21 protein-coding genes are annotated in these 23,981 nt (G+C 62.0%); 6 read left to right on the top strand and 15 right to left on the bottom strand.

Annotated elements, in window-relative coordinates:
• Positions 1 to 119 precede the first annotated feature (119 nt).
• On the top strand, positions 120 to 479 hold the full coding sequence (locus B3C38_RS03855) for a hypothetical protein (RefSeq protein WP_276656045.1): 360 nt from the start codon (positions 120 to 122) through the stop codon (positions 477 to 479).
• Between the two features lie 145 nt (positions 480 to 624).
• Here the strand turns inward: B3C38_RS03855 and B3C38_RS03850 are convergent, their stop codons facing one another.
• The 10 genes from B3C38_RS03850 to B3C38_RS03805 form a co-directional block, all read right to left on the bottom strand.
• The gene (locus B3C38_RS03850) at positions 625 to 1,401 is read right to left on the bottom strand and encodes an RNA methyltransferase (RefSeq protein WP_286725525.1); all 777 of its coding nucleotides are present in this window, start codon (positions 1,399 to 1,401) and stop codon (positions 625 to 627) included.
• Positions 1,398 to 2,321: a ribonuclease Z gene (locus tag B3C38_RS03845; protein WP_055202604.1), complete on the bottom strand. Its 924-nt coding sequence runs from the start codon at positions 2,319 to 2,321 to the stop codon at positions 1,398 to 1,400. The genes B3C38_RS03850 and B3C38_RS03845 overlap by 4 nt, the downstream gene beginning before the upstream one ends.
• 6 nt (positions 2,322 to 2,327) lie before the next feature.
• Positions 2,328 to 3,260 (bottom strand): thioredoxin-disulfide reductase, encoded by a 933-nt coding sequence (trxB, locus tag B3C38_RS03840; protein ID WP_286725519.1) that lies wholly within the window; start codon positions 3,258 to 3,260, stop codon positions 2,328 to 2,330.
• Positions 3,261 to 3,414: 154 nt separating this feature from the next.
• Positions 3,415 to 4,422 carry a WG repeat-containing protein gene (locus tag B3C38_RS03835; protein ID WP_286725516.1) on the bottom strand — a complete coding sequence of 336 codons (1,008 nt, stop codon included), beginning with the start codon at positions 4,420 to 4,422 and terminating at the stop codon, positions 3,415 to 3,417.
• Positions 4,423 to 4,424: 2 nt separating this feature from the next.
• Positions 4,425 to 5,282 (bottom strand): vWA domain-containing protein, encoded by an 858-nt coding sequence (locus B3C38_RS03830; RefSeq protein ID WP_032135394.1) that lies wholly within the window; start codon positions 5,280 to 5,282, stop codon positions 4,425 to 4,427.
• Between the two features lie 7 nt (positions 5,283 to 5,289).
• Entirely contained in the window at positions 5,290 to 7,020 is a 1,731-nt protein-coding gene (locus tag B3C38_RS03825; RefSeq protein WP_286725513.1) for a DUF4954 family protein, read from the bottom strand.
• A 34-nt stretch (positions 7,021 to 7,054) separates the two neighbouring features.
• Positions 7,055 to 8,449 (bottom strand): WG repeat-containing protein, encoded by a 1,395-nt coding sequence (locus tag B3C38_RS03820; protein ID WP_286725511.1) that lies wholly within the window; start codon positions 8,447 to 8,449, stop codon positions 7,055 to 7,057.
• Between the two features lie 269 nt (positions 8,450 to 8,718).
• Positions 8,719 to 9,258: an FKBP-type peptidyl-prolyl cis-trans isomerase gene (locus B3C38_RS03815; RefSeq protein WP_055202593.1), complete on the bottom strand. Its 540-nt coding sequence runs from the start codon at positions 9,256 to 9,258 to the stop codon at positions 8,719 to 8,721.
• Positions 9,259 to 9,694: 436 nt separating this feature from the next.
• Positions 9,695 to 12,520: an aminomethyl-transferring glycine dehydrogenase gene (gcvP, locus tag B3C38_RS03810; protein WP_286725508.1), complete on the bottom strand. Its 2,826-nt coding sequence runs from the start codon at positions 12,518 to 12,520 to the stop codon at positions 9,695 to 9,697.
• 201 nt (positions 12,521 to 12,721) lie between these two features.
• Positions 12,722 to 14,392 (bottom strand): nucleoside kinase, encoded by a 1,671-nt coding sequence (locus B3C38_RS03805; RefSeq protein ID WP_286725507.1) that lies wholly within the window; start codon positions 14,390 to 14,392, stop codon positions 12,722 to 12,724.
• Between the two features lie 70 nt (positions 14,393 to 14,462).
• Between B3C38_RS03805 and B3C38_RS03800 the strand changes: the two genes are divergently transcribed.
• From B3C38_RS03800 to B3C38_RS03785, 4 genes are all read left to right on the top strand, one after another.
• A complete protein-coding gene (locus B3C38_RS03800; RefSeq protein WP_286725504.1) occupies positions 14,463 to 15,887 on the top strand; it encodes a bifunctional metallophosphatase/5'-nucleotidase in 1,425 nt (474 codons plus the stop codon).
• 182 nt (positions 15,888 to 16,069) lie between these two features.
• Positions 16,070 to 17,905: a 30S ribosomal protein S1 gene (gene rpsA / locus B3C38_RS03795; protein WP_018696096.1), complete on the top strand. Its 1,836-nt coding sequence runs from the start codon at positions 16,070 to 16,072 to the stop codon at positions 17,903 to 17,905.
• Positions 17,906 to 18,257: 352 nt separating this feature from the next.
• On the top strand, positions 18,258 to 18,911 hold the full coding sequence (locus B3C38_RS03790) for a DKNYY domain-containing protein (RefSeq protein WP_286725499.1): 654 nt from the start codon (positions 18,258 to 18,260) through the stop codon (positions 18,909 to 18,911).
• A gap of 87 nt (positions 18,912 to 18,998) precedes the next feature.
• Positions 18,999 to 19,919, top strand: coding sequence for a DMT family transporter (locus tag B3C38_RS03785; protein WP_286725497.1), 921 nt, complete (start codon positions 18,999 to 19,001; stop codon positions 19,917 to 19,919).
• Between the two features lie 194 nt (positions 19,920 to 20,113).
• On the opposite strand, the gene rplI is transcribed toward B3C38_RS03785, so the two are convergent.
• The 4 genes from rplI to B3C38_RS03765 all read right to left on the bottom strand — a co-directional run bounded on the left by rplI (position 20,114) and on the right by B3C38_RS03765 (position 22,123).
• On the bottom strand, positions 20,114 to 20,554 hold the full coding sequence (gene rplI / locus B3C38_RS03780) for a 50S ribosomal protein L9 (RefSeq protein ID WP_018694585.1): 441 nt from the start codon (positions 20,552 to 20,554) through the stop codon (positions 20,114 to 20,116).
• 18 nt (positions 20,555 to 20,572) lie between these two features.
• Positions 20,573 to 20,851 (bottom strand): 30S ribosomal protein S18, encoded by a 279-nt coding sequence (gene rpsR, locus B3C38_RS03775; protein WP_286725493.1) that lies wholly within the window; start codon positions 20,849 to 20,851, stop codon positions 20,573 to 20,575.
• A 3-nt stretch (positions 20,852 to 20,854) separates the two neighbouring features.
• Entirely contained in the window at positions 20,855 to 21,199 is a 345-nt protein-coding gene (gene rpsF / locus B3C38_RS03770; protein WP_018694587.1) for a 30S ribosomal protein S6, read from the bottom strand.
• 348 nt (positions 21,200 to 21,547) lie between these two features.
• Positions 21,548 to 22,123 (bottom strand): adenylate kinase, encoded by a 576-nt coding sequence (locus B3C38_RS03765; protein WP_286725487.1) that lies wholly within the window; start codon positions 22,121 to 22,123, stop codon positions 21,548 to 21,550.
• A gap of 94 nt (positions 22,124 to 22,217) precedes the next feature.
• Here B3C38_RS03765 and thiL point away from each other — a divergent pair, with 94 nt between their 5' ends.
• Complete coding sequence (gene thiL, locus B3C38_RS03760) at positions 22,218 to 23,255, top strand: thiamine-phosphate kinase (RefSeq protein ID WP_276656036.1); 1,038 nt, start codon at positions 22,218 to 22,220, stop codon at positions 23,253 to 23,255.
• Positions 23,256 to 23,488: 233 nt separating this feature from the next.
• Here thiL and rpsT read toward each other — a convergent pair whose 3' ends face one another.
• Positions 23,489 to 23,740: a 30S ribosomal protein S20 gene (rpsT, locus tag B3C38_RS03755; RefSeq protein ID WP_055210692.1), complete on the bottom strand. Its 252-nt coding sequence runs from the start codon at positions 23,738 to 23,740 to the stop codon at positions 23,489 to 23,491.
• Positions 23,741 to 23,981: the final 241 nt, after the last annotated feature.

Raw genomic sequence — 23,981 nt, 5'->3', positions numbered from 1 at the left:
GCTCTCGCTGTTTTTCGGCGTGGGCATTGGCCGCATTCTACGTTACAGGTCGTCCAATACCTCGATGGTGGATTCGGTATCTTTGCCCGCGCTTTTTTCCGGAGCAACAGCTTTGAAAGATGGAACCTTGCGCAAAAAAAATTACGCGGAAAAACAACCCGGCCCTGGTCGCCGCGGTTTTCCGGCTGATGTTCGAGACCCTTTGGATTCCGCCATACGACCGCCGCAAATGCAATGCCCTGGTCGTGGATTTCGAACTCTGCGCCCGCTCCGCGGTGATACGGCTGGCTGCTACCGACCTTGCGGCCGCCTCGGGGGGCGAGCTGGACGAAATGCGCTATGCCGTGGAGTGCCTCCTGCGGAGCATCGAACGGCTCGATGCGGCGCGCCTCCTGCCGCCCGAGCGGTGTGCCGAAGCCCTGGAAGCCGTGCGCCGCATGGTTGCCGGGCTGTGCGAACGGTGTGCCGACCCGGTGTGAGTGCGGCGACCTCCTGCCCGTTGCTTCCGGTGTCATGCTCCGGTAAGCGGGTGTAATCGACTTTATTCGGCGGATAACAGCTGAAATACGATGATGAAACCGGGCTGGCACGCCTTCCCGCCGCCTGTTTGCGGCTTCTCCCTGCCTATTTTTTACCCCTTCGGGCCTGTCCCGGGCCCCCGGTGCCTGCCTGCCGCCGGAATTCGGCGCAGACGATCCCCGTCGCCATCGCCACATTGAGCGATTCCGAACCCCGCCGGTCGGCCGGGTAAGGCGGGATGAACAATTTGCGGGTGACGGTCGCGGCCGTGGCGTCCGAAATGCCGCGCCCCTCGTTGCCCATGACGACGATCCCCGCCTCCGGGAGCGATGCCCCGTAGATGTTCTCCCCCTCCAGGAAAGTCCCGCACACCGGCAGCCCGGCGTCCGCGGCTTGGCGCAGGAACCCTCCCAGGTCGGTGTAGTGCACCCTCACGCGGAGTATGGCGCCCATCGTGGCCTGCACGACCTTGGGGTTGAAACAGTCGGCCGAAGCCTCCGAGCAGACGATGTCCGTGATGCCGAACCAGTCGGCCAGCCGGACGATCGTGCCCAGGTTGCCAGGGTTCTGCACGTCGTCGAGCGCCAGCGTCAGCCGTCCCGCGAGAGCCCGCATATCCAGTCCGTAATGCGGTATTTCGATCAGCGCCAGCGAGTTGGAGGCTGTTTTCAGCAGCGACAGCCGCTCCATCTCCTTCGTGCCGACGACCTCGACTTCCGGCCCTGAAAACAGCCCTTCCAGGGCGAATATCTTGCGTACCCCGAGGTGCGACGTACGCAGCTCGCCGATGAGTTTCTCCCCTTCGGCGACGAACAGTCCGTGCTCCGTGCGCCCGCGTTTGTCGGCCAGCGCGCGGACGAGTTGTATGTCGGCTTTTGTCATCGTTGTTTTTCTAAGGTGAACGTCACCCCTTCGGTGGCGGGGTAGGTTTCGGGGAAGATCGCACGGGCCTCTTCGACCAGCATGTTTTCATCCTTGTAGCGCGACGAGTAATGCCCGATCACCAGCCGTTTCGCCCCGGCTTTCAGGGCAGCCTTGGCCGCGTCGGTCGTCGTCGAGTGCCCGCGCTCCCGCGCCGCCTTCTGCTCCGCTGCGGCGTAGGTCGCCTCGTGGTACATCAGGTCGGCGCCTGCTGCCAGCGCTGCGGCCTTGGCCGAAAAGTTGGTGTCCGACAAGTAAGCGTACGACCGAGGGGCGTAGGGACGGTAGGTCAGTTCCCCGTTGGGGATCACCTCCCCCGTGGAGAGCGTGACGTCCTCGCCCCGCTTTGCGGCGGTGATCTGTGCGACCGAAAGCCCGTATTTCGTAATCTTGAACTTGTCGACGTTCAGCGCCGGCTCCTTTTCGCGGAAAAGGAACCCCGCCGTCGGCACGCGGTGGCGCAGCGGTATGCTCCACACCTCCAGCGTACGGTTTTCCATCAGCAGCGCATGCTTGGTCGTGTCGACCTCCGTCCATACGACCGGGTAGGGCAGTTCGCTGTCGAAATATTTGAGGTGGCAGGCCAGAATCTCGCCCATCGGTGCCGGGGCGAATACCCGCAGCGGGGTCTTGCGGCCGTAGAGCGCCAGCGTCGAGATCAGCGGGAACAGCCCGAATACATGGTCGCCGTGCAGGTGCGAGATGAACACGGCACGTAGCCTGAGCGGGTTGATGCCGTAACGGATCAACTGTTGCTGTACCCCTTCGCCCGCATCGACCAGGTAGTACTGCTCGTGCACGTTGACCACCTGCGCCGACGGATGCCGGCTCAGGGTGGGCTTCGCGGAGGAAGACCCCAGTATGGTGACGCTGAAACTCATGCGTTTTTAGTTGGCCCGGCTTAACAGGAAACGCTCGCAGTCGATGGCCGCGATGCAGCCCGAAGCGGCCGCCGTGACGGCCTGCCGGTAGTGCGGGTCGCGGACGTCGCCCGCGGCGAAGACGCCTTCGATGTTGGTTATCGACGTGCCCGGTTCGACCTTGATGTAGCCTTCGGCGTCGAGCTGCAACTGGTCGCGGAACAACTCCGTGTTGGGATGGTGTCCGATGGCCAGGAAGAAGCCCGAGATGTCGATCTTCACCTCCTTGCCGTCGTTGCAGCGCAGCAGTGCGCCCGTCACGCCCGACTCGTCGCCCAGTACCTCGGCGGTGTTGTGGTTGAATATCACCTCGATGTTGGGGGTGCTGAACACGCGCTGCTGCATCGCCTTCGAGGCGCGCAGGTGGGGTTTGCGCACGATCATGTAGACCTTGCGGCAGATCGAGGCGAGGTAGGTGGCCTCCTCGCAGGCGGTGTCGCCGCCGCCGACCACGGCCACGTCCTTTTTACGGTAGAAGAAGCCGTCGCAGGTGGCGCAGGCACTCACGCCCATGCCGCGGAATTTCGTCTCCGAGGGGAGCCCCAGGTATCTGGCCGAGGCGCCCGTGGCAATGATCAGGCTTTCGGCCCTGATCTCCTTCTCGCCGTCGATCACCACGTGGAACGGCCGCGACGCGAGGTCTACGCGGGTGGCTGTGCCCGTGCGGATCTTGGTGCCGAAGCGCTCGGCCTGACGCCGCATGTCGGCCATCATCTGCTGGCCGCTGACCCCGTCGGGGTAGCCCGGGAAATTCTCCACATCGGTCGTCGTCGTGAGTTGCCCGCCCGGTTCGATGCCCTCGTAGAGCACGGGCTGGAGGTTTGCACGCGACGTATAGATGGCGGCCGTGTATCCTGCGGGGCCGCTGCCGATAATCAGGCATTTGATCGTTTCTTCCATGACTTGTAATTTTTTGTATTTGTTATCGTGATTATATGCTCCGAAGTCCCGCCGGTCGCCTTTTCCGGTTGTGCCGGGCAGCGCCCCTCCGGGCCGGGTTTGCCAATGCAGCCGGAAGGCACCGATAACGGCGAAATATCTGATATTGCCGTTGTCACCTGCAAATTTCAGGCCCGCAGGGCTCCGGGACTTCCGTCCGGAACTCCGTGAGGCGGCGTCCCAGGTAGTCGAACAGCGCCCAGTGCCCGTTGTTGCGCACATGCACCACGCTGGCGGCGGGGTCGTAGTCGACGATTTCGTATTCGGGAGGTATGACGTAACAGCCCCGGCGGTCGATCAGCCCCATCCTCGTCTGCGTCTGTACCTCGGCGCGGCCTTCGCGGAAATCGCCCGCCCAGACGAACTGCGCCGGGATCACCGGGTTGTTGTCCGTATCCACGAACCCGAACCCGTTGTCGTCCTCCACGCACACCAGTCCTTCGAATACGTGGCTCGTCCACCGGTGTCCGGTCAGACTGCGCAGCGGGTTGTAGGGCGCCGTGACGTCGTTGGCCGTCTGGCGGGGTGCGGGTGCCTCGGCGATCCTGTGCCGGAGGGTGTCGAATGCCTCCCTGTCACCCGTGCCGGGCTCCGCCATGCCGATGCGGGCATCGTAATAGCGTATCGGGACGAACCGTCCCCGGTGCCAGCGGAGGTTCGTTTCCTTGAGGTTGTTGTGTGTGAATTCCAGCTCCCCGAGCGCCGCCTGCAATGTATCGAGCGCCGCGAGCAGCGTCGCCTTATCCTCGGCGAGCAGCGCTTCGGCGAACTCCCGCCCCGCAGGCAGGTGCTGCAATACCAGGTCTGTGTGCCGTTCCGCGCCCGTGGCGTCGTGCCAGCGCATTTCGCCCGGCAGTATGCGGCATTCCGCCAAGTAGCCGGTGTTGAGTTTGCGCAGCGCCGAGACCGTGCGTTCGATCCGCGGCATGGCCGACGGGTTCAGGGGCATGGCGACGAGCCACCGCTCGCCCCGCCATTCTACTTCCGCCTCGGCGAAACGCGTCGTGCGCACCAGGCGCGGCATGCCGTTGGGTTCCGTAACGGGGCGGGCGTCGGCAAGCATCGCCAGCGACAGGTCGGGCGTCAGCAGTGCCCGGGAGAAATGTTGCAGGGTCACTATCATCTCTATTCGGTTTTGACGCTGATGGAACCTATGTTGAGCATGGCGACCAGTTGGGCCGCCGAGGCGTTGTAGCTCATGCCGCGGAAGGGCGGGATCGCACCCGGGCCCTTGGCTTCGCGGATGGCTTCGTTGAAGACCGCGGGCATTTCGCTCGAACAGTCGTAGAGCAGCGAGGCATATCGGTTCGTATACCGGGCTTCGTGCGCCTCGGGGAAGAATACCGGACGTTCGGTATCCCCGGCAGCGATATGGATATTGATCAACAGGACATTGCCGTCGACGGTGCCCAGCGCCTTGATCTGGTCGCAGACCGTGCGCAGCTCCTCGTTGTCGCAATCCGTGGCCTCGCCGTCGGTGATGTTGAAGACCACGGGAGGGAAACTTTCGGCGTTGGCCGTGCGGGAAGTCCAGCCGGCGGCTATGTCCCTCACGCGGCGCAGTGCCTCGCACATCGGCGTCTGCCCGGCCGACAGGGGCTTGATCCACGCCGGTGCGGGAATCTCCCGCAGGGCGATGCTGCCGTCGGGAAGCCGGTGTTCGATCACCTCCGTGTGCACCGGCATCTCCTGTGCCGCGAGGGCGCTGACAGGCACCAGATCCTCGCCTCCGGGCAGCAGCGAGCGTACCTCGTCGTCGCCCGAATAGCCGACCACGGCGATGTCGTAATAGTCGCGTACGCCGTCGCTGCGGCGTGCCCGTTCGACGAGCTCGAACAGCAGGTCGTTGGTGATGGTTGCAACCGCTTCGGCCTTGGTCATGCAGCGTCCCCGGAAGAGGATGCTTTCGGCCATCGACCCCGAGCCGTCTATGGCCAGGATGAATGCCGTGCGGTGGTTGCGTGTGATGCTCTGTGTATACATGTTGCGTCTATTTAAGTCCCCGGACGGAGTAGTAGTCGTCGCGTACTTCCCCTTCGTCGTCGCTGTCGAGGCCGTAGCTGACCGCCATGTCGAGCGAGCAGTCGCGGTCGCGGTCGGCGTCGGTCGTACGGCGCATCGTCGCGCGGGCGTTGCGCCCCGCCGCGATGGCCTCTTCTATCTCCGCCACGGTCGGGATGTGTCCCAGCAGCGATGCGTAGACCCCTTCGGCCCAGCTGTGGGCGTAGTCGTCGTAGTGGACGGAAAAGACCCTGAACCGGTTGTCCACCTCTTCGGGCGAGGCCAGTTCGCCGTGGTCTATGGCGTCGAGGATGGCCTCGACTTCGCGTTTGGTGATATACTGTCCGGCGATGTCGAGCCAGCGGCCGCTGCCGTCGTAGCGTTCCGCCGATTCCCCCCGGTCGAGCATCGCGCCCAGCGCCGCCACGATGAAGCGGTTGTAGAGTCCGATGCCCCGTTTGAGGGCCGCCGCGCGGATGATCGCCTTCTGGTGGACGTACGTCGGGGCATCGGGGTCTTCCTCTGCGATCGCGTGGAGCGTATCCACGGCCCTGAGCATTCCCGAGGTGATATAAGGGTTGTATTCTTCGAAGTTGATGACGTCGCGCCGTATGGTGCGGCGGTCGCGTGCCGGCCATTTCTCGATGTCGCGCACGGCTCCGTAGCTGGTGAGGTTCGCCCCGGGCATGAGCACCGAACGCCCCTCCTTTTCGATCAGGTATGAGTAGGGGAAGGCCGACGTGTCGTGGTGGAACGAGTGGTGCCCCATGATCATCGTGAAAGCCCCTTCCAGCGCGGGGGACATGATGTAGGCGCCGCTGGCGAACTTGCAGCCCCTGAGGTGCACCGCCTGGTGCACGGCGCCGCTCTTGAACAGGTGGTTGCTCTGGTTCGAGCCGCTGCCCGCGTTGAAAAACGAGAACATGCCCGCGATGAGCAGCGACGACTTGTGGTGCGAGACGGTGTAGGGCCCCGCGAAGATCGAGGCGGCCTCGCCGTTCTCGCAGTGCGAATTGGCGAAAAACAGCGATTCGGCCGCCGTGAAGGCCTTGTCCAGCCGGCAGCTTTCGCCCACGAAACAGCGTTCGACGATCGAGCCGTTGTCGATCCGGGCGTTTTCCGCGGCGATGAAGTCGTAGGCCTTGACATCCACGCCGATGTGCGCGCCGTCGCAGACCGTGCCGTTTTCGAGCAGGGAGGCGCCGTCGACGGTGACGTTGTCGCCGATGCGGACTTCGCGGATGAACCTGGCGCCGACGATGCGGCTGTCCTTGCCGACGCTCCCCGTCTGCGAGGCGCGGGTTTCGGCATAGTCGTCGACCATCTTTTCCAGGGCCGCCATGGTCTGCGGGCGGTGCCGGTAGACGGCCATCAGATAGGCTGCCTGTGCCGAAAGGCGGTCGTAAATCTTCACCGTGCGCCCGCCGCATTCGTTCATCGTCGCCACGCCCACGCCGTTCCCGAACGTGCTCCTGCGGCGGCATTCGAGTGCCGTGACCCCTTCGACGAGCGCCCCTTCGCCGAGGTGGTAGTTGCACACCCGTGAGCGGATGATGCCTGCTCCGGAGCCGATCACGACCTTGCCTTCCAGGTGGCTTTGCAGCAACTGGAAGGGGGTGAAATCGTCGGTGACCGACACTTGCGACCACGCTTCGGCCGAGGAGCCGAGCGACTCGACCGCGGCGATTTCCGCCGGTGTCATATTTCTGAATTGGGGCATCACAATCGTATTTAGCAGATGCAAATATAACGAATTACGGCAAAATTTCAAACTCGCGCCCTGCGCGGTCGATTTCCAGCCGCCTGCCGTCACGGATGACCTCCGCACGGCCGTTGCGGAAGGGTTTTACGGCTTCGTACCCCGCACATCGTATCCGGGTGCGCCCTTCGGTGTCGATGTAGTGCCAAGCCTGGCCCACCCTGACGGCGGCAAGCCCTTCGGTAAAGTCGAATCCGCAGTCGTAGAGCGGCGGTATGACGATCCGCTCCGGTGTCCTGTAACCCCACAGGCCGTTCCCGACGAACAGCTCCGGCGAAACTGCGCCGCCGTCGTTCCGTACGTCTCCGTCTTTGCCCGCAAACAACTCTCCGCCGCTTGTGTCCCCGTCTGTGTGCTTGTCCCTGCCGTACCCTGTATTCCCGGTTATACCTCTTGTGCCTCCGCCTGTGTGCTTGTCCGCGCCGCACCCTGTATTTCCGGCTGGATACCTCTCTGCGCCGCCGTCCGTGTCCCCGCTTTTGTCCCCGCCCGTATTCCCGGTTGTCTCTTCGCCTTCTCTCCCGCCGCACGGGGGCCCGCCAGTGCGTGCGGCCCATGCCAGCAACTCCGGCAGCCCGAACAAACGGGGCGTGGGTGCATACAGCAACCGTGCGATGCGGTACTGCACGGCCAGCCCTTCGCGTTCGAAAAGCGCGATGGCCTCGCGGAGCGCCTCGTCGGTGCGGATCTGCTGCGGGGAGAAGAGCAGCCCGTCGGCATCGGGGTAGCGTACGTACAAGGTGGGGTCGAGCGCCAGCGCATGAAGGGCCGTCGAGATCAGCGCCGCGGGGTAGTCGTCGAGCGAGGTATTGAAGTCGCGGATCGTCCGTGCCGGGTGTTGGAAGGCCGCGGTACCCAGTTCGGGGCTCGCCTCCCCGGCGAATGCGGGCAGGTACATGGCATCGAGGTCGATCAGGTGCAGCCTCCCCGAGGGATCCACGACGATATTTTCGGGCTTGAGGTCTCCGTGCGCCCAGTCGTCCGACGTAAGCCTTGCGGCCAGGCGGTCGAACGCCGCGGCCAGTTGCCGCAGCCGTGCTGTGTCTTCTGCCGCGGCCGCTTCTGCGACTGCTTCGTGGAGCGTCGCGCCTTCGATCCAGTCGCCCAGCACGACGTCGACCCAAACCCCGCTCCGGGGCGAGTCGTAGAGGTACAGCTCCTGCGGCAGCAGCCGTTCGCCGTAAATCTCCGCCAGGTGGCGCGGCGGATGCATGTAGCACCGCAGCGAGCGGATATGCCCTTCGTGGCGGACACGGAAGACGATGGCGCTGTTGCCTACGGTGTAGCACATGCGGCCCCGGCTGTCACGGCATACCTCCATGCCGCCCAGGGTTTTCGTCAATCCGTGGGTGTCGGCCAGTGTCGTGAGGTATTGTCGCAGCGTGAACACGGTTTATTGGTTGTCTTGTTGCCGGGGTTGGAACCGAAGATTCCGGTTTGCAGGGTGGGGCGGCGAAAGCGGAGCCGCCTCCCGGCCTGGGCGAAGGTTCCCTGCTGCCTGCGGCGCCTGTGGAATCCGCGTCTTTCACCTCCAGTCCCGGCAGGTCGTGAAAAGTACCGCTGTCGGCCACCGTGGCAAGTTGGGCCAGGGCCACATAATACAGTAATACGGTATCCGGGTTTAAAAAAGCGGGGCTTTCCAGTCCCGCTTCGTGTTCGTCAGTGGCAGTCGCAGTGGCCGTCCCCATGGTCGCACCCGCCGCCGCAGTCATCCCCGCAGTCGCCGCATGAACAGCCGCCCTGCAAGTCTTCGGGCGTTACGTCGCGCACTGATACGACCTCGACGTCGAAATTGAGCGTCTTGCCCGCCATCGGGTGGTTGAAGTCCATCTTCACGGTTTCGTCGCCGACCTCCTTGACGATACCCATCATGCGGTTGCCCTGGTTGTCGCTCATCGGCACCTGCGAACCCACGAAGAGGATGTCTTCGGCCAGTTTGCCGTCGACCATGAATATATTTTTCGGCAGGTCTACCACGGCATCGGCGATCAGTTCGCCGTAGCCGTCCTTGGGCTCGAGGGTGAACGAGACGGCCTCGCCGATCTCCTTGCCCAGGATTGCCTCCTCGAATTTGGGAAGCAGCATGCCTGTCCCGAAGATGAATTCGAGTGGCTGTCCCGGGCGCGACTGGTCTGCGATTTGTCCGTCGACAGTGAGCTTGTAGTCCACGCCGACCATTTTGTTCTGTTCTACTTTCATTGTAATCTGATTAGGATTTATTGCATGTAATTGATTGGCAAAGATAGAAATTAAGTTCCGGATTTGCAATTACTGCGGAATTTATCTGGTTTTATGGAAGCTTATCTTCCTATTATGCTAAAATCGTGCAAAAAAATTTATTTTCCGCTTCCGTTGCTCTCGGCCCGTTTCGTCGGGACTGCGCGGGTGAAATGCCGGGGCCGGATACGTGCCGCGATGCTTACGGCGCCGGCCGGGCCGGCGGGGCTGTTTTTCGCGGGGGCCTTGGCCCGAGCCTGCGCGTTTGCGTCTTCCCTATCGCCGGTTTTGCGGATGCGGGCTGTCGGAAAAATCCCCGGAATACAAACGGATTCCGGGGATCATTATTGTATGGCTTGCGGTGCCGGCGGGCGGTCGTGCCCGTGTTTTCGGTACGTAGTAGCCGGTTCGGGAGAGCCTATTCGCAGTTGCGGCAGCAGAGGTTGCGGTCGCCGTAGCCGTTGTCGATCTTGGTTACGTAGGGGAAGAACTTGGCTTCGCGCACCCATGCGAGCGGGAATGCCGCCTCGGCGCGGGTGTAGGGATGCGTCCATTCGCCGGCGATCTCGACGGCGGTGTGCGGCGCGTTGGCGACCACGTTGTCGGCCTGTCCCGCGGCGGCTTCGCACTCGCGCTTGATGCTCACCAGCGCTTCGATGAAGCGATCCATCTCGGCCTTCGGTTCCGATTCGGTCGGTTCGACCATCAGCGTCTCGTGCACGGGGAACGAGAGCGTCGGGGCATGGAACCCGTAGTCCATCAGGCGGTGGGCGATGTCGCCGCAGTCGACGCCGTAGTCCTTCTTGAAAGAGGTCAGGTCGAGGATCATCTCGTGTCCCACGCGGCCGGTCTCGCCCGAATAATAGGTGCGGTATTCCGGTGCCAGCGCCGAGGACATGTAGTTGGCATTGACGATCGCCATTTCGGTGGCGCGGCGCAGCCCGTTTCCACCCAGCATCTTGATATAACCGTAGGTTATGGGCAGCAGCATGGCGGAGCCCCAAGGGGCCGACGCCACGGCCGTGATACCCTCGTCGCCGCCCGTCGGCATAACCGGATGCGAGGGAAGGAACGCCCTAAGGTGCTCGGCGACGCAGATCGGGCCCACGCCCGGGCCGCCGCCCCCGTGGGGCATGGCGAAGGTCTTGTGCAGGTTGAGGTGGCAGACGTCGGCGCCGATGTAGCCGGGGTTGGTCAGCCCCACCTGTGCGTTCATGTTGGCGCCGTCCATGTAGACCTGTCCGCCTGCGTCGTGCACGGCGTCCACGATCTCGCGGATGCGGCTCTCGAACACGCCGTGCGTCGAGGGGTAGGTGACCATCAGCCCGCACAGCTCCGAACTGTATTCCCCGGCCTTGGCCTTGAGGTCTTCGACGTCGATGTTGCCCTTGTCGTCACAGGCCACCGTGACGATCTTCATGCCGGCCATGGCGGCCGACGCGGGGTTGGTGCCGTGCGCCGAGGCCGGGATCAGCACCACGTTGCGGTAGCCCTGTCCGCGGCTCTGGTGGTAGGCGCGGATTACCATCAGTCCGGCGTATTCGCCCGCAGCGCCCGAATTGGGTTGCAGGGAGCAGGCCGCGAAGCCCGTGATCGTCGCCAGATCGTTTTCCAACTCCGTGATTAACTGCATGTAACCTTCGGCCTGGTCGGCCGGGGCGAAGGGGTGCATCATCTGGAAGCCCGCCAGCGAGAGCGGCTGCATGAGCGCCGCGGCGTTGAGCTTCATGGTGCACGAACCTAAAGAGATCATCGAATTGGCGAGCGAGATGTCCCTCAGTTCGAGCTTCTTGATGTAGCGCATCAGGTCGCTTTCCGAGCGGTAGGTGTTGAAGACCGCCTCCGAGAGGTAGGCCGTGCGGCGGCGCAGGGCGGCCGGCACGCGGCTTTCGGTGACGGGCTTTATGGCCTTGGCTTTCCTGCCTTTGGCGGCGGCGAAGATGCGTATTACCTCGGCGACCTCTTCGGGGGTGGTCACCTCGTCGAACGACATGCGCACGGAGCCTTCGGTGGGGTAGTAGAAGTTGATGCCGCTTTCGAGTGCCAGCGACTGCACGACGGCGGCTTCGGCCGAGACTTCGAGCGTGTCGAAGAAGTCTGCGGCGGCGAGTTTGTAATCCATCGCCTGGAGTGCGTCGGCGACCGTTGCGGCGGCCAGGTGGGCCGTGTCGGCGGCGCGTTTCAGCCCCTCGGGGCCGTTGTAGACGCAGTAGAAGCCTGCCATCGAGGCCATCAGCGCCGAGGCGGTGCAGATGTTCGACGTGGCGCGTTCGCGCTTGATATGCTGTTCGCGCATCTGGAGCGCCATGCGCAGCGCCTTGTTGCCGAGGCGGTCGACCGAGACGCCGATGATGCGGCCGGGCATGTTGCGCTTGTAGGCCTCGCGCGTGGCCATGTAGCCTGCGCCGGGGCCGCCGAAGCCCATCGGGGTGCCCAGGCGTTGCGTCGAGCCGACGGCGATGTCGGCACCCCACTCGCCGGGGGATTTGAGCAGCGCCAGCGAAAGCAGGTCGGCGGCAGCCGTGACCAGCACGCCCTTGGCATGTGCCGCGGCCGTGAAGTCCGTATAGTCGCGTACGGCGCCGTTGGCGGCCGGGTACTGGACGATGGCGCCGAACTCCTTGCCCGTGAAGCTGTATTCGTCGTATTCGTCGATGATCAGTTCGATGCCGAACGGTTCGCTGCGCGTGAGCAGCACGTCGAGCGTCTGCGGGAAAATGTTGCGGTCGACGAAGAGCTGGTTGCGACCTTCCCTGACCGCTTCGCGCGGGCGCAGCGCGAACATCATCAGCATGGCTTCGGCGGCGGCCGTGCCCTCGTCCAGGAGCGAGCAGTTGCCGATCTCCATGCCCGTGAGCGAGATCACGGCGGTCTGGAAGTTCAGCAGCGCCTCGAGGCGGCCCTGCGAGATCTCGGCCTGGTAGGGCGTGTAGGAGGTGTACCAGGCGGGGTTCTCGAAGACGTTGCGCACGATGGCGGCCGGGACGGCACAGGGGTAGTAGCCCATGCCGATGAACGATCTGAGGCAACGGTTGCGGTCGGCCAGCGAGCGGATGTGGGCGGCGAATTCGTATTCGCTCATCCCTTCGGCCGGCAGTGCGAGCGGCTTCTTGAGCCGGATGGACTGGGGAATGACCTGCGAGATCAGTTCGTCGACCGACTTTGCGCCGATCACTTCGAGCATGGCTTTGAGGTCTTTTTCGTTGCTGACGCCGATGTGGCGTTCGGAAAACTTGTCGAACATAGTTATCATCAATTGGTTATTGTCGTCGGATGCGCCGGGCGGCGCGTAATTCCCATGCAAAAATACTATTTTTACGAAGACCGCAAGCGCCTGCCGGGCTTATATTTTCCGCCGCAGGCCGCATGCGGCGCCGCATCCTGCCGGGCGGTGTCCCGGCATCGGCGGGGTGCGGGGCGGGGAGCCCGGCGGGGCTTTCCGGGGTCAGTACTTGAAACTGCTGCCGCCGATGAATTCCCGGATGATCGACGTGGGCGGGATCTCATCGGGCGGGATGGGGGTGAAGTTTTTCAGGAACTTCAGCATGCGCCGCGCCTCGTCGTACTCGGGTACCGTGTCGGGAACCTCGCGGAGGATCTTTTCGGCATAGGGGCGCAACACCGAGATTTCGTAGAAAAGCGACGAGTTGAGCATGACGTCGGCGTTTTCCTGGTAGGGGAAGATGTGTTTCTCCTCGCCGCGGCGGACGGAGCCCCAGCGCGAAAGCGTCGCCACGGCATCGGCGCCGCGTTGCGTATAGTCGCGCGTGAGGCGGCGCAGCAGGCGGTTGTCGGTCGTAGCGATGCGCGAGAGGTTGTCCATCGCCACCGACGTGAAGCATGAGATGTAGATGCGGAATTTCTGCGCTTCGGGGACGCTCGGGGTGAGGCGCGGGTTGAGCCCGTGGATGCCCTCGACGATCAGGATCGAACGCTCGTCGAGCGTCAGCGGGTTGTTGTGCCACGTGCGGCGGCCCGTGATGAAGTCGTAGCGCGGGATGTCGACGCTTTCGCCGCGCATCAGGCGGCAGAGGTGGTCGTTGAACAGGTCGAGGTCGATGGCTTCGAGTGCCTCGTAGTCGTAATCGCCGTCGGCGTCGCGCGGGGTCTTTTCGCGGTCGACGAAATAGTCGTCGAGCGAGATCAGCACCGGCTGCAGCCCCAGTACGCCGAGCTGGATGCCCAGCCGTTTGGCCGAGGTGGTCTTGCCGCTCGACGAGGGGCCCGAGATGAGCACCATGCGCACGCCGCGCGAGATGTTGGCGTCGTAGATCGTGTCGGCGACCCACGCGAACTTGCGTTCGTGGAATGCCTCGGCCAGTTTGATCATCCCGCCCGCGTCGCCCGCGAGCACCTTGGAGTTGACGGCGCCCACGGTGGGCACGCCCATGATCCGCACCCAGGACTGGTATTCCTGGAAGATACCGAACATCTTTTCCTGTTCGACGTTGGTGTTGAGCCGGTCGGGCGCCGTGCGCAGCGGCAGGGCGAGGTAGAACCCGTTGTAGTAGGGTTCGATGCCGAACAGGTCGACGAACCCTGTCGAGGGCGCCAGCGCGCCGTAGAAATAACCGTCGGTGTCGCCGAGCGTATAGAGGTCGCTGTAAAGCCGCGGGCGGGTGTCCAGCAGGGCGATCTTGTCGGTGAGCCCCTGGGCCGCATAGCGGGCGCGGACTTCGCTCGTGAGGATCTTCATGCGGCAGATCGGCAGGTCTTGCGCCACCAGGTCGCGCATGCGCCCTTCGAGTGCCTCGGCCAGCCCGGGCGTGAATTCGTCGATGCCCTCGATCTCGCAGTAAAAGCCGTTCTGCCCCATCGAATGGCGGATATGGAGCGTCTTGCCCGGAAAGAGGTCGCGGGCGGCTTTCTGCAGGATGAACCACGACGTGCGCTGGTAGACGCGGATGCCGGCGAAGGAGGTGATGTCCACGAAACGGACGGTCACCGGGGTATATATTTTGTAATACAGTTCCTTGATGCGGTTGTTGACCAGGGCGGCAAGGAACGGGTAGGGCCCCGGTGCGACCCGCTTTGCGACCTCGGAAAGCGGGGTACCCATCGGCACCTCGACCGTGCCGCCGAGGTTTTCGCATATGATTTCGATGATATTTGTCATAAGATTTTCAGGCTTGAAAACATGTAAAGATATGAATAATTTATAACTTTGACAAACTAAAACCTGTGTTATGAAAGGAATACTGAGGATGGGGCTGGTCGCCGTTGCGGCGTTCGCCGCGGCCTGCGCACCCCGCGAAAGGACGCTCGTATTGCTGTCGACGAACGACATGCACGCAAAGATACAGAACTTCCCGCGGCTGGCGTCGGCCGTCGAGGCGTGCCGCGATACGGCCCGGCTGGTGGTGCTGGTCGATGCCGGCGACCGCTGGACGGGGAATGCCTATGTGGACATGGCGCCGACGCCCGGTATGCCGATGATCGCCCTGATGAACGAACTGGGGTTTGACGTGGCGACGCTGGGCAACCATGAATTCGACCACGGGCAGGCGTTCCTGGGGCGGATGATCGACAGCATGGACTTCGAGGTGGTCTGCGCCAACGTGGTGAGCGACACCTGCACCTTCCCGCAGTTGCCGCCCTACACGATCGTCGACCGGGACGGGTTCCGGATCGGGTTCGTCGGCGTGGTGACCAACTACGAGGGCCCGGGGCATCCGGCGGGCAATGAATCGAGTTTCGCGGGGCTGGAGTTTCCCGATCCGCAGGCGATGGCCCTGAAATATGCCGCGGAGCTGCGGCCCGAGTGCGACGTGCTGGTACTCGTGTCGCACATGGGCGACGACCGCGATGCGGAACTGCTCGCCAAGGGGCAGTCGCAGTACGACGTGGTGATCGGCGGGCATACGCACGAAGAGGTCGATACGCTCATCGGCGGCACGCTGCTGACGCAGACGGGCAAAGACCTGCGGAACATCGGCGTGACGACCGTACGGATGAAGGGGCATAAGGTGTCTGGGGTTGATTACCGGATCGTCCCGCTGGCCGATTACGAACCCGATATCCTCTACCAGAAGCAGGTCGAGGCTTACTATGCCGACCCGGGGCTGAACAAACCCGTCGGGCGGTTCGGCAATGCCGCCGACAAGTGGGGGCTTGCCAACTGGATGGCTGCGGCGGTAGCCGACGAGGCCGATGCCGACGTCGGTTTCTACCACATCGGCGGCGTGCGCCTCGATTCGATCCCCGCGGGCGGGGTGAGCGCGGCGAAGGTATACGGACTGGAGCCGTTCGGGACGCTGGTGGCCCGGATGGAGATGACGCCCGCCCAGATGCGCCGCATGATCGTGTCGAAGTACAACGACCCGGTGAACGCCAAGGAGGCGCACCGCATCGACCTGATTTCGACCACGCCCTATATGATCGTCACCGATGCGGCGGACAACGCCCTCGACGTGCAGTTCCCGAAGCTGCGCGAGGGGCGGAAGTACAAGGTCGCCGTGAGCGACTACATTTACCGGAATTACAAGGATATGGAATATACCGGCGGGGAAATCACCGTCGAGAAGGTGGCCGACATCCTGCTCGAAGGGCTCAGGGACGACAGCCCGCTGAAGATCGACAACACCCCGCGGCAGCGGGTGGTGCGCAAATAGGCGCCGCGGAAGCCGCCGGGCCTCGTCCGCGGAACGCAAATAACCGCCTGATTTTTTGCAGATTCGCAAAAAACCGTTACCTTTGTAGCCCTCACGTATGCGCATAAGGCGCGCGGTGGGGGGCTACAAGTTTAATTATTAATCATTTAACGAGCGATTGTATCGCAAAAAGAATTTCCATCATGGAAGAAACGAAAAATGTAGTCACGAACGAGAATTTCGACTGGAACGCGTATGAGAACGACCTGGGGGTCTATGACCATCCCAAGGAGGAGATCGCAGAGGCTTACGACAAGACGCTTTCGAACGTCAACGTCGGCGAGGTCGTGGAAGGTACCGTTACGGGCATTACCAAGCGCGAGGTTCTCGTGAACATCGGCTACAAGAGCGAGGGTGTCATTCCCGTTTCCGAGTTCCGCTACAACCCCGACCTGAAGGTCGGCGATAAGATCGAGGTCTATGTCGAGTCGGCCGAGGACAAGGGCGGACAGCTGGTTCTTTCGCACAAGAAGGCACGTCAGCTCAAATCGTGGGATCGTGTGAACGAGGCCCTCGAAAAGGACGAAATCATCAAGGGTTACATCAAGTGCCGCACCAAGGGCGGTATGATCGTCGACGTATTCGGCATCGAGGCGTTCCTGCCCGGTTCGCAGATCGACGTGAAGCCCATCCGCGACTACGATGTATACGTGGACAAGACCATGGAGTTCAAGGTGGTGAAAATCAACCAGGAGTTCCGCAACGTGGTCGTTTCGCACAAGGCGCTCATCGAGGCCGAACTCGAAGCGCAGAAGCAGGTTATCATGTCGAAACTCGAGAAGGGCCAGATCCTCGAGGGTACCGTCAAGAACATCACCTCGTACGGCGTATTCGTCGACCTGGGCGGTGTGGACGGCCTGATCCATATCACCGACCTCTCGTGGGGCCGCGTGAACCACCCCGAAGAGATCGTGGCGCTCGACCAGAAGATCCAGGTCGTCATCCTCGATTTCGACGACGCCAAGAAGCGTATCGCACTGGGCCTGAAGCAGCTCACCCCGCATCCGTGGGAGGCGCTCGACCAGAATCTCAAGGTCGGCGACAAGGTCAAGGGCCGCGTGGTCGTGATGGCCGACTACGGTGCATTCGTGGAGATCGCCCCCGGTGTTGAGGGACTGATCCACGTGTCGGAGATGTCGTGGAGCCAGCACCTGCGTTCGGCGCAGGAGTTCATGAAGGTCGGCGACGAAGTCGAGGCTGTCATCCTGACGCTCGACCGCGAGGAGCGCAAGATGTCGCTGGGCATCAAGCAGCTTACGCCCGATCCCTGGGAAAATATCGAAACCAAGTATCCCGTCGGCACGAAGTGCACGGCCAAGGTGCGCAACTTTACCAACTTCGGTATCTTCGTCGAGATCGAGGAGGGTATCGACGGCCTGATCCACATTTCCGACCTGAGCTGGACGAAGAAGGTAAAGCACCCCGGCGAATTCACGTCGGTGGGCGCTGATATCGACGTCGTGGTGCTCGAGATCGACAAGGAGAACCGCCGTCTGTCGCTGGGCCACAAGCAGCTCGAGGAGAACCCCTGGAACGAGTTTGAGAACCAGTTCTCGGTAGACAGCATCCACGAGGGTACGATCACCGAGATGACCGACAAGGGCGCAGTTGTCGCACTGGGCGAGAACGTGGAGGGCTTCTGCCCCGCACGCCAGCTCACCAAAGAGGACGGCACGACGCCGAAGGTGGGCGACAAGCTCGACTTCAAGGTGCTCGAGTTCTCGAAGGCTACCAAGCGTATCACCCTTTCGCACCTGCGTACGTACGAGGAGGCCAAGCGTGCCGAAGTGGCAGCCGAGAAGGCTGAGAAGCGTGCCGCCGCCGATGCTACGAAGTCGACCGTGAAGAAGATCAACGCTTCGGTCGAGAAGACGACGCTGGGCGACATCGCAGGTCTGGCCGCGCTGAAGAGCGCCATGGAGGCTGCCGAGGCGAAGAACGCCAAGAAAGCTGCCAAAGAAGAGAAGGCCGAGGAGTAATCCCCGCACGGAGGGACGGTGCAGCCGTCCGCCGATATATCGAAAGAACCGCAGGCGTTACGCCTGCGGTTCTTTTTTTGTGGGCGCGTTTGTGGGCGCAGGGGAAGGAGGGGCAGATGGTCGCGGTTGGGAAAAGGATTGCGGGGCGGGGTGCGGGTAGACCTGGGCGAAGGATAGGCCGGGAGCGGTGAAGGACTGCGGCGGGTTGAGGCGGAGGACAGGGCTTTTCGCCCCACTCCGGGAAAGTTTGCCGCCGATTTCTTGGACGCGTGGCGATAACTCCGTATATTTCGGGCCGAATCGTAAAATATAATCAGGAACTAAATATAATCATGAACGGATACCGCGCCTTATGAAAAAGCTGATATTATCCCTGTTTTCGCTGTTTTCGGTGTTTGCGGGTGTCCCGCACTGCCTGGGAAATCCTGCCCCCGAGGAGGTTCGGGCGTCGCAGCCCAACCGGGAGAGGCGGCACGGGGCTTACTCGAAGGATAACTGGACGGTGTATTACGAGGGCAGGAAGGTGAAGGGCGCTTCGGCATCGTCGTTCACGGATCTCGGCGGTGGGTACGGTAAGGACGACTGGACGGTGTTCTACCGCGGCCGGAAGGTGGAAGGGGCGTCGGCCTCGTCGTTCGAGAGCCTCGGGAACGGGATGGGGAAAGACAACTGGCATACCTACCACTACGGGGAGCGGTATGACGGGAGCGCGTTGTCGGGCGAAAGGCTGGGCGGCGGTTACTCGAAGGACAGCTGGACGGTGTATTACCGCGGCCGGAAGGTGGACGGGGCGTCGGCGATGACCTTCGAGAGCCTCGGGAACGGATACGGAAAGGATGCCTGGAAGGTATTTTACAGGGGCGGAGCGGTGAAGGGCGCCTCGGCACAGACGTTCGAAGAACTCGGGGAAGGATACGGGAAAGACGCATGGAAAGTCTATTACCGGGGGAAAGAGCTGCCGGGAGCGTCGCCCGGTTCGTTCGAGGTGCCGCGCGACAGCTGGTGAGAAATGGCCGCCACCGCTATAACGGCAGTGCCCTTCCGAACGGAAAGGCACTGTTTTTGTTTCCCGCAGGGTAAACCCCGAGACGGAATGAGCAGATTCAAGCCCCACATCGCCCTGCTGATATGCAATATCGTATGGGCCATGGATTACCCGTTTTACAACATCGTATTGCCGCACTATGTCCATCCGATGGCCATGGTGGCGGGGTCGCTGGTCGTCACGGCGCTTTTTTCGCTCGTGCCGCTGCTGTGGCAGAAGGCGGAACGGGTCGCGCGCGCCGACATCCGCAAGCTGATCGGCGCCGCGCTGCTGATCGGCGTGCTGCGCAAGGTATTCATCATGTACGGGCTTTCGATGACTTCGCCCATCGACGGCTCGATCATCGACACCATCGTCCCGCTGCTGGTGCTGCTGCTCTCCGTATTGCTGGGCATGGATCGCTTCACGAAGCTCAAGGTCGCGGGGCTGGTGCTCGGCATGGCGGGCGCTGTGGCGGTGGTGCTGACGGGCGCCTCGTCGTCGCACCAGCATTCGCATGTCTGGGGCAACGTGATGATCATGCTGTGCGCCTGCGCCACGGCGCTGTACATGGTGTGGTTCAAAACTTTGGTTGCCAGGTACCGCATCACCACCGTGCTGCGCTGGGTATACTGCGTGGCGGCCGTCATTGCGCTTCCGTTCGGCCTGAAGGAGATCGTCCATACCGACTATGCCGCCATAGCCGGCCATGCGCTTTTCCCGACGCTCTTCGTGCTGACGGTGCCGACCTACCTGCCGAACCTGATGCTGAATTATGCGCTCAAGAGTGTGCCGGCCACGGTGTCGAGCATCTATACCTACCTGCAGCCCGTGCTGGCGATCGCCATTTCGGTCGGGATGGGGCTGGACAAGCTGCATGCCGATACGGTGGTCTTCGCGCTGGTGATCTTCGTCGGCGTGGCGCTCGTGCTGCGTTCCTACTCCGTGCCGCCGCGCCATCCCGATCCGCCGGCCGCGCCGCCGCACTGACCCGGGCGGGGAATCCGGCGGGATCGAACAGTCCGGAATGCGGGTTGGCAGGACACGCGGCGTGCCCGTCTCCGAATTCGGGGGAAACGAATATCGGGACGGAGTATTGCCTGAATGCAAAAAGGAGAGCCTTTGGCTCTCCTTTTTTATGGTGCGATGAGTTGCAGGGCGGAACCCTTGCAGCCTCCTGCGGATTATTCTGCGGCGGTAACCGAGAATTTGATGACGGCCTTGACCTCCTTGTGGAGTTTGGCGGTCGCTTCGTACTCGCCGACGGTCTTGATGCCCTCTACGGCGATCAGCTTGCGGTCGAGTTCGATGCCTTTGGCAGCCAGGGCCTCGGCCAGGTCGGTGGCGGTAACCGTACCGAAGAGCTTGCCCTCCTCGGCCTTCACGGCCAGCGTGAGCGGCAGGTTGGCGATGGTCTCGGCGAGTGCCTGTGCGTCGGCAAGGATCTTGGCGTCCTTGTGGGCGCGCTGGCGGAGGTTCTCGGCGAGCACCTTCTTGGCGGATGCGGTGGCAGCCTTTGCGTAACCCTGGGGAATCAGGTAGTTGTTCGCATAACCGGGCTTTACGGTCACGATGTCGTTGGCGTAGCCCAGGTTTTCCATATCTTTGATCAGAATAACTTCCATTGTCTCTTCCTCCTTTAATTATTTCATGCAATCGGTTACGAAGGGCAGGATGGCCAGGTGGCGCGCACGCTTCACGGCCTGTGCCACCTTCTTCTGGAACTTCTGCGAAGTACCCGTCAGGCGGCGGGGAAGGATCTTACCCTGCTCGTTGAGGAATTTCTTGAGGAACTCCCCGTCCTTGTAATCCACGTATTTGATGCCGAGCTTCTTGAAGCGGCAGTATTTCTTTTTCTTGACGTCGACCGATACCGGGTTGAGGTAACGGATTTCAGACTGTACCTTGTTCTCCTGTGCCATGGTTTACTCCTCCTGTTTGTTAGAAAGTTTTGCACGACGCTTCTCCGAGTATTCCACGGCGAACTTGTCCTGCTTGAAAGTAAGGAAACGGATGATGCGCTCATCGCGGCGGTACTGCGTTTCGAGCGTGCCTATGAGCGAGCCCTCGCCCGTGAACTCGACCAGGAAGTAAAAACCGGTGGTCTTCTTCTGAATAGGGTAGGCGAGCTTGCGAAGGCCCCACGACTCCTTGTTCACAATCTGACCGCCGTTCTCGGTGATGACACCCTGGAATTTGTCAGCGACCTCCTGCACCTGTGCATCGGACAGAACCGGCGTGACAATGAAAACGGTTTCGTAATTGTTCATAATACGTATTAAAATTAGTTAATTGCCCCTCAATGGGGTTGCAAATATACGGATTATTTGTAAAATAGCAAAACCGCGCACCTTTTTTTCGGTTTTATCGCCGTATCTTCGAGCCGGTTCCGTTGCCGGGGTGCCGGACGGAGCAGTCCGGGGTGTACGGACGGCGGTCGCCCGGGCGGGGAAAGTGCCGGTGCGTGCCTGCCGCCGGAGGCCGGGGGTTCTGCGACAGCCCGTGCCGCGGGCAGGGGCGGGATGTGGATCCGATACCCCTGCGGCAGGGCGGGAAAGGGGACAAAAATAAAGTCCGGAACAGGATTTGCCCGGACTTCGGCGGTCGGCTGCCGGTGCCTATTGCAACTGGTCGATCACGTCGGTGATGCGCGAGAAGACCTCTTCCATCGAACCCGTGCCGTTGACCGAGGCGTATTTGCCCTGGGCGGCATAGTAGTCCGAGACGACGGCGGTCTGCTGGCGGTAGACGTCGAGGCGGCCGCGGATCACCTCCTCGGAGGCGTCGTCGGCGCGTCCCGAATCCTTGCCGCGGAGCAGGATGCGCCGGACGAGTTCCTCTTCGGGGACGTGGATGTCGACCATGATGTCGACCTTGAGCCCGTGCCGGGCAAGGAGCTTGTCGAACTCCTCGGCCTGTACCGTGGTGCGGGGGAAGCCGTCGAAGATACAGCCCTTGGCATGTTTGTGCTGGGCGACATAGTTGGCGACCATGCCGATGACGATTTCGTCGGGGGCCAGTTTGCCAGCCTCGATGTAAGATTCCATGCTGCGTCCGAGTTCCGTGCCGCGGCGGATCTCGTCGCGGATAACCTCGCCCGTCGAGACATGCTCGATGCCGTAGTGTGCTTTGAGCCGTTGTGCCTGCGTGCCTTTGCCGCAGCCCGGCGCACCGAATAAGACGATGTTTATCATATGTAGAAGCCGAATTTGGGATTTACCGGACAAAAATACGCTAAATTTTTGGGAAAGAGTAAAGAATCCGTAATTTTGTAAAAAAATTTATAATATGGAAAAGAAACGACGCACCGAAATCGCCGAGCTGGGTGAATTCGGCCTGATAGACCTGTTGACCAGAGGGTTCGACCCGGCGGACGCTTCGACGCTCCGCGCCGCGGGCGACGATGCGGCGGTCGTCATGCCGCCGTCGGGCGAGGCGGTGCTCTGTTCGACGGACGCACTGCTGGAGGGCATAGACTTCGACCTGACCTATTTCCCCCTCCGGCACCTGGGATACAAGGCCGTGACGGTGGCCGCAAGCGATATCCTGGCGATGAACGCACTGCCCTCGCAACTGATGGTGTCGCTCGGTGTGTCGTCCAAGCTGTCGGTGGAGGCGTTGCAGGAGCTGTACGAGGGAATTGCCTTCGCATGCAGGGAGCAGGGGATCGACCTCGTGGGGGGCGATACGAAGGCTTCGATGACCGGACTGGTGCTGGGCCTCACGGCGCTGGGACATGCCCCGAAGGAGAAGGTCGTGTCGCGCGGCGGCGCACAGCAGAACGACCTGATCTGTATTTCGGGCAACCTCGGTGCGGCGTACATGGGGCTGCGGCTGCTGGAGCGTGAGAAGCGGGTGCTTGCCGACGTGAAAGACCCCGAACCGAAGTTCGCAGGGTACGAATACCTGCTGGAGAAGTATCTCAAGCCGCGTCTGCGAAAGGACATCGTGGAGGCATTGGCCGAGGAGGGCATCGTACCGACGTCGATGATCGATCTTTCGGACGGGCTTTCCAGCGACCTGATGCAGATTTGCAAGGCGTCGAAATGCGGGGCCCGCATATACCTCGACCGGATTCCTATCGCAAGGCAGACCTATGCCTTGGCCGAAGAGATGAATGCCGACCCGGTCGTGGCGGCGCTCAACGGCGGTGAAGACCACGAATTGCTGTTCACGGTGCCGCTGGCGTTGCAGGAGCAGGTGATGCGCATGGGGTGCGTCGATGTCATCGGCCATATAACGCCCGAGTCGACGGGGGTATACCTGGTGACGCCCGACGGCGCGGATATCCGCCTCAAGGCCCAAGGCTTTCCCGAAAAGGAGTGATTCCGGGGACGGATCCGGGTTTTCCGGGAAGGGTAGTGCCGCGCGGGGATGCCCCGGCGGAGAAAAACGGAAGCCGTCCGCAGCGATGCGGGCGGCTTTGTCGTACAGGCGGTATGCCGGAGCGTATGTATGCGCTATGTCCGGGGCGGGACGGTGGCTGATACCGTTGTTTTGCGCAGGGGAATAAAAAAGCTGCCACAGGGGCAGCTTCTGGCTTTGCATCCGGCCGGGGTTTAGAGTGCGTTCACGTGCAGCTGGAGGGCGCTCTTCAGGTTTGCGGCCTTGTTCTTGTGCACGATATTGTGCTTGGCGAGCTTGTCCAGCATGGTGGTTACCTTGGGAAGCAGGGCTTCGGCGGCACTCTTCTCCGAGGTGTTGCGCAGTGCTTTTACGGCATTACGTGCTGTCTTGTGGTACAGACGGTTGTGGGCACGTTTGGCCGTGGTCTGGCGAATGCGTTTTTTCGATGACTTATGGTTTGCCATAATTCTGTGTTTTTTATTTTTTACTTTTTCAGTTGCTAAATCGGTTCCAGCCGTAGCTGTGTGCGGATAGGCCTGAAGCCCGCTCCTTGAAAAGTATTCACCCGTAGAGGTCTGCCGTTTTTGCTGTCCCGGTTGCCGGTCGGGAGCCCCCCCCCGGTTTCGTGCCGCTCCGCAGCCCTCCTCGTTCGTAGCCCATAGGAGAGTCGAACTCCTCTTTCAAGAATGAAAATCTTGCGTCCTA

The sequence above is a fragment of the Alistipes sp. UBA1686 genome (assembly GCF_002320215.1).
Classification (GTDB): Bacteria; Bacteroidota; Bacteroidia; order Bacteroidales; family Rikenellaceae; genus Alistipes; species Alistipes onderdonkii.
The sequence above is the reverse complement of the archived record's forward strand: the minus strand, read 5'-3'. Positions and strand labels throughout refer to the sequence as shown.